Origin of the sequence: Cetobacterium sp., from assembly GCF_048470075.1 — a bacterium.
Classification (GTDB): domain Bacteria; phylum Fusobacteriota; class Fusobacteriia; order Fusobacteriales; family Fusobacteriaceae; genus Cetobacterium_A.
Window position 1 is genome coordinate 1 of record NZ_DBGBQB010000091.1, and the last position, 4,269, is coordinate 4,269.

At 28.5% G+C, this 4,269-nt stretch carries 4 protein-coding genes; all 4 read right to left on the bottom strand.

Annotated features, from left to right (window positions below; all coding sequences use genetic code 11):
- Positions 1-23: 23 nt before the first annotated feature.
- Genes ACMOUI_RS03385 through ACMOUI_RS03400 form a run of 4 tightly spaced genes read right to left on the bottom strand, consistent with a single transcriptional unit; the run spans position 24 to position 4,088 of the window.
- Positions 24-1,310: an ABC transporter substrate-binding protein gene (locus ACMOUI_RS03385; RefSeq protein ID WP_418964339.1), complete on the bottom strand. Its 1,287-nt coding sequence runs from the start codon at positions 1,308-1,310 to the stop codon at positions 24-26.
- Between the two features lie 2 nt (positions 1,311-1,312).
- Positions 1,313-2,392 (bottom strand): ABC transporter ATP-binding protein, encoded by a 1,080-nt coding sequence (locus tag ACMOUI_RS03390; protein ID WP_418964340.1) that lies wholly within the window; start codon positions 2,390-2,392, stop codon positions 1,313-1,315.
- A gap of 6 nt (positions 2,393-2,398) precedes the next feature.
- Entirely contained in the window at positions 2,399-3,217 is an 819-nt protein-coding gene (locus ACMOUI_RS03395; RefSeq protein WP_418964341.1) for a carbohydrate ABC transporter permease, read from the bottom strand.
- Complete coding sequence (locus ACMOUI_RS03400; protein ID WP_418964342.1) at positions 3,207-4,088, bottom strand: carbohydrate ABC transporter permease; 882 nt, start codon at positions 4,086-4,088, stop codon at positions 3,207-3,209. The genes ACMOUI_RS03395 and ACMOUI_RS03400 overlap by 11 nt, the downstream gene beginning before the upstream one ends.
- Positions 4,089-4,269: the final 181 nt, after the last annotated feature.

Here is a 4,269-nt window from a genome sequence, read left to right on the forward strand (position 1 = left end):
ATATTATCTTTCATGTATTCCCCCTACTTAACTAAGTTCATTATTTTTTCTTCTACTTCTTTTAAAGCTTGTTCAGCTTTTTTTTCACCACTTAATATAATATCTCTAACATCTATTAATAACTGTTCAGCCTGAAGTGCATTACTTCCTGAAAAACTAGCCCATTTTCCCATGTCTTTTAATTGCTCACTAGCTACACTCATAAGTTGATTTTCATTTAAAAATTTTGCGATTTCACTATTTTCATCTTGAATAGCCGATGGTAGATAACCTGTTCCTTTAGTCCATTTTTCAGATGCTTCCTCCTCTAGTAGGTATTTCATAAATCTCCAAGAAGCTTTTTGTTCCTCAGGATTATCTGTCATGACCATCAACATATTTCCTCCAGCTGGTAACTTTCTCTCTTTCCCTTCAAATATAGGAAATTTCTCTCCCACTATTTTAAATTTAGCTGTTGATTCAAAGTTATCTCTTTTTCCAATTGTAGTTATTACCATTCCAAGCTTACCATTTAAAAATGTTTGAAATCCCTCATCGTTAGAGGCATGTAAAGCTATATTGTCCTGAACCATATCCGCTAGATATTGATAAGCCTCAAATGACTCTTTAGAGGCAAATGTTGGAATAGTTTTTCCATTTTTCTCAACTAAAATTTTACCTCCATTTCCTTCAATTAAAGCTTGTTGAGCCCAGTTATCTGCATATTCTTGAACAAATAAGCCCATGTTTCCTGTTTTCTCTTTTATTATTTCAGAATATTTTCTAACGGTATCCCAATCTTTAGGAGTATTTGTAATATCTATTCCAGCCTCTTTAAAAAGATCGGAATTAATATACATAATGGGGTTACTGATTGAATATGGGATTCCAACTTGTTTCCCATTAACTTGTCCAAGTTCTAGTATATTTGGTAAAAAATTATTGCTTAAATAACTTTGATCTTCAGGAAAATATTTTTCGACTATCTCTTGAGCCGTTACATAATTAAAGTTATCATTTGCGTAGTTTAAATATGAATATCCCATTTGAACAATAGCGGGTTTTTTTCTAGCAGCTACTGCCACTTGTAAATTTTGTGTTAATCCCTTATACATGTCCGGATTAAATTTTTCAATAACTTTTATATCTGAATTCTTATCATTAAAGTTTTTAATAAGTTCCTTGATAGTGCTTCCACCAAAACTTTCAGACGCCACATGCCAATATTCAATCTCTATTGGTTTATTTGATACAGCAACTTTTTCCTCTTTTCCACATCCTACTAAAAATAAGCTCCCTAAAACAATACCTTTTAAAATATTTTTCTTCAAGATTATCCCTCCAATTTTAAATTTTTTTCTGTTTTAATATCAAAATAACTACACTTTGTAATATCCATTTCTAAATAAATTTTTTGATGTTTTTTTATATCCTGTTCATTTTTTATTGATGCTTTAAGGCTTTCACTTCCAATAGTGACTGAAACACACTTCTGATTTCCATAGTTTTCTACTCTTGTAACCTCTCCTTGAACTCTGCCTATAGAGTTTTCTGTGTAGACTGAGATATGCTCAGGTCTAATTCCAAGATATATTAGATTTCTACCATTCAAATTAGGAATAGTATTTTTATTATTGGCTATATAATTTCCATTGATATAGATTTTTCCATCTGCCACCTTACTTGTTAAAATATTCATAGGAGGTGTTCCAATAAATTTTGCTACAAATATATTAGCTGGATTATTATAAACCTCTTCAGGTGTATCTATTTGTTGTAAATCTCCTCTATTTAGAATCGCTATTCTATGACCTATTGTCATAGCCTCAATTTGATCATGAGTAACATAGATAAATGTAGGTCTATTTATTTCATGTAATTTTATAAGTTCTTCTCTAGAGGAGTTTCTAAGTTGAACATCCAAATTTGATAAGGGTTCATCCAATAAGAAGAAGTCAGAATTTTTTACGGCAGCTCTACCTAGAGCAACCCTTTGTCTTTGTCCACCTGATAACTCCTTTGGATATCTTTTTTCCAAACCTTGTAAATTTAATATCTTAATTACTTCTGTTGTTCTTTTTTCAATATCCTCTTTTTTTATACCATTCATTTTTAAGCCAAAAGTTATATTATCCCATACTGTAAGATGAGGGTAAAGTGCATAGTTTTGAAAAACCATAGCGATATCTCTATCTCCAGCCTCCACATCATTGATTCTTTTATCTCCAAAGAATATATCTCCTGAAGTTATATCTTCTAAGCCAGCTATCATTCTTAAAGTTGTACTTTTTCCACATCCAGATGGTCCCAATAAGACCAATCTTTCTCCCGCTTTTATTGTTAAATCTAAACTATTTACAATTTTAGTATCTCCATAACTTTTTGATACATTTTTAAATTTTATCTCTTTCATATTTACCTATCCCTTTACTCCTGATTTTACAAAACTTGTCATTATTTTTTTCTGGAAGAATGCATACATAACAATTGGAAAGATAATTGTTAATGCTGCAATAGCCATTGTTATACCCCAGTCATTTCCACCTTCAGAGCTTATAAACATTTGAAGTGCTAAAGATAGAGTATAGTTTTTCTTTTCACTTAAGACTAATAAAGGCCAAAAATACTCATTCCATGAGTTTATAAAGAATAATATACCCATAGATATAATAGAGTTTTTAATCATTGGCAAAATAATATGATACAGAACTCTAGTTTCTTTTATTTTATCTAATCTTGCAACTTCAAGTATAGATTTAGGAATCCCTTTCATATTTTGGATAATCATAAATATTCCCATTCCATCTGCTAGTTGAGGAAGAATAACACCTAAACTTGAATTTAAAAGACCTATTTCAGATATCATAAGATAATTGGGTATCATAGTAACTGTGAAAGGTACAAATAAAGTTCCTAAAATTAGAAAAATTAAGATTTTTTTACCTTTAAAATTTTTAAAAGCTAGCACATATCCAGCTAAAATACTTGTGATTATTTTTCCAAAAGTTATTGCTGCAGATATAAGAAATGTATTCCATATATATCTTAAAATCTCTACATTTTTGAATATATAAGCATAGTTTCTAAAAGTTATGACTTTGGGTATTAGACTTAATGGATCTGAGAAAATTTGATCCATACTTTTAAAAGATATTGATAGCATATATATAAGTGGAAAAATTTGTATTCCTATTATAATTAAAAATAGAATATGCCACTTACTCTCTTTAATTTTCATAATAAACTCCTTTTTCTAAAACTTTAATCTTTATAGAGATTAATATAAAGAAGAAAAGCATTGTTATAATTGAAAGTGCTGAAGCTCTTCCTGTTTGGAAAAATGTAAATGCATATTGATAGATACTATACACAAGATTTGTACTTCCGTTGTTTGGTCCTCCCTGAGTCAGAACATTTATAGGAACAAATACTTGCTGTAATCCATAAACAATAGTCATAACAATAACATATAGAGCTGTTGATGATGTCATAGGGATAACTATATATAGAAAAATCTGCAAATTTGAAACTTTATCAAGTTTAGCATTTTCTATAAGTTCAGTTGGTACTTCAAGTATCCCTGCTAAAAGTAGAATTAAATTGTAACCAAAAATTTTCCAAGCAGTTATAAGAGTTATTAAAACCATTACTAATCCATTAGTTTTCAGCCAGAATTGAGGTTTCAAATTAAAAAATTCATAAAACTTTGATATTGGTCCAATCATAGGGTTAAATACCCATACAAAAACAAGAGATGCTACAACCAATGATATTATGCTAGGAAAGAAAAACATAGTCCTATAAAATCCTTTAAATCTATTTACTAGAAAAGCTAAAATATATGCTATAACATATGGAAGTATAAAATTAAATACTATTAGCAGTCCGATATATATAAATGTGTTTATTAAAGATTTATGAACGCTATTTTCAGTTAAAATCTCTATATAATTTTCCAATCCTATAAATTTTTTATTTTTACTGATCATGTTCCATTCAAAAAAACTCAAATAGAAAGTTTTACAAATGGGATAAAAAATAAAAATTGTAAAAATAGTTAAAGCAGGCATTAAAAATGCTGTTGCTAAAAGTGTTTCCTTTTTTTTCATTGTTTCTCCTTAAATTATTTTTTTCTCAATCTCGAAGATATAATATCAGATAGATGTTAAACAAAAATTAATTTAAGGTAAAAATATATTTAAAATTGTAAAAAAAAAGTAAATAAAAAAGGTAGATTAAAAATCTACCTTAAACTTTTTAGTTATTATTTTTTTTCAACAACATCTGCAT